Here is a 1304-nt window from a genome sequence, read left to right on the forward strand (position 1 = left end):
ACGTGGGCCAGATCTTCGGCCGGCCCGCGCATCCCTACACCCAGGCGCTGCTGGCCGCCGTGCCGGACGTCGACGCGCCGCGCGACCGCGGCCGCCGCCTGGCCCCGCGTCCGCGGGCCGCCGCACAAGGAACCCCGTCATGAGCGAATTCATTCTGCGCGCCGAAGGCGTCACCAAGGACTATGTCGCCGCCCGCGGCCTGCTGGGCCAGCCGACGCGGCTGGTGCGGGCGGTCAAGGGCGTCAGCCTGGCGGTGGCAACGGGCACCACGCTGGCGCTGGTGGGCGAATCGGGCTCCGGCAAGAGCACGCTGGGCCGCTGCATCGCCGGCCTGCTGCGGCCGACCTCGGGCCGCATCGAGCTGGCCGGCCACGACGTGCGCCAGTTGGCGGGCGGCCGGCTGATGGCGTTCCGGCGTCAGGTGCAGACGATCTTCCAGGACCCGTATTCCAGCCTCAATCCGCGCCGCCGGGTCGGCGACGCCATCATGGACGGCATGGTGATCCACAAGCTCTACTCGCCCGACGAACGCCGCGACCGCATGCAGGCGCTGCTGGCGCGGGTGGGGCTGCGGCCCGAGCACGCGCAGCGCTTTCCGCACCAGTTCTCGGGCGGSCAGCGCCAGCGCATCGCGATCGCCCGCGCCCTGGCGCTGGAACCGCGCTTCATCATCGCCGACGAGGCGGTGTCGGCGCTGGACGTCTCGGTCAAGGCGCAGGTGCTGGACCTGCTGGCCGACCTGCAGGCCGAACAGGGGCTGACCTACCTGTTCATCTCGCACGACCTGGGGGTGGTGCGCCACTTCGCCGACCGGGTGGCCATCATGGCCGCGGGCGAACTGGTGGAAGAGGGCGAGTGCGACCGCATCTTCGAGGCGCCGGCGCAGGACTACACGCGCAGGTTGATCGCCGCCGTGCCACGGCCCGATCCGTCGCGCCGCCGCCTGCGCCAGGCGGCCTGATCCGGGGCGTGGGCTTGATGCGGATCAAGCCCGCGCATCGGCCGCGGCCGTTGGCGCGTTTCCGAGCGTCCTACAAGGCTCCGCGCACCTTTTTGGCCGGTTCCTGCGTGCTACCATCGGCGCCTTCGAGGGGATGCGAATGCACACGGGCGCCAATACCGGGAGACGATGGACCGCGCTAGCCGCGGCGTTCCTGTTCGTGTTCCAGGCGCTGATCGCCTCAGCCGCCTTGCCCGGTCCCGGCGCCGCACCGGGCGCCACCACCATCATCTGCACGGCCAGCGGCCCGCGCGTGGTCACGCTGGACGCCGAGGGCGGCGTCGCGCAGGACGCGCAACAACAC

The 1304-nt window shown here is 72.4% G+C and carries 3 protein-coding genes; all 3 read left to right on the forward strand.

What is annotated here, in order from left to right; translation table 11 throughout:
- The first annotated feature begins 2 nt into the window (after positions 1-2).
- Entirely contained in the window at positions 3-143 is a 141-nt protein-coding gene (locus BI327_RS40710) for an ABC transporter ATP-binding protein (protein WP_245335083.1), read from the forward strand.
- On the forward strand, positions 140-961 hold the full coding sequence (locus BI327_RS40715; protein WP_033513598.1) for an ATP-binding cassette domain-containing protein: 822 nt from the start codon (positions 140-142) through the stop codon (positions 959-961). Before BI327_RS40710 ends, BI327_RS40715 begins: the two co-directional genes overlap by 4 nt.
- Positions 962-1094: 133 nt before the next feature.
- On the forward strand, positions 1095-1304 hold a 210-nt coding region (locus tag BI327_RS40720; protein ID WP_210191255.1), incomplete at its 3' end, for a hypothetical protein.

This window comes from Bradyrhizobium mercantei, assembly GCF_001982635.1.
In the GTDB taxonomy this organism is placed as follows: domain Bacteria; phylum Pseudomonadota; class Alphaproteobacteria; order Rhizobiales; family Xanthobacteraceae; genus Bradyrhizobium; species Bradyrhizobium mercantei.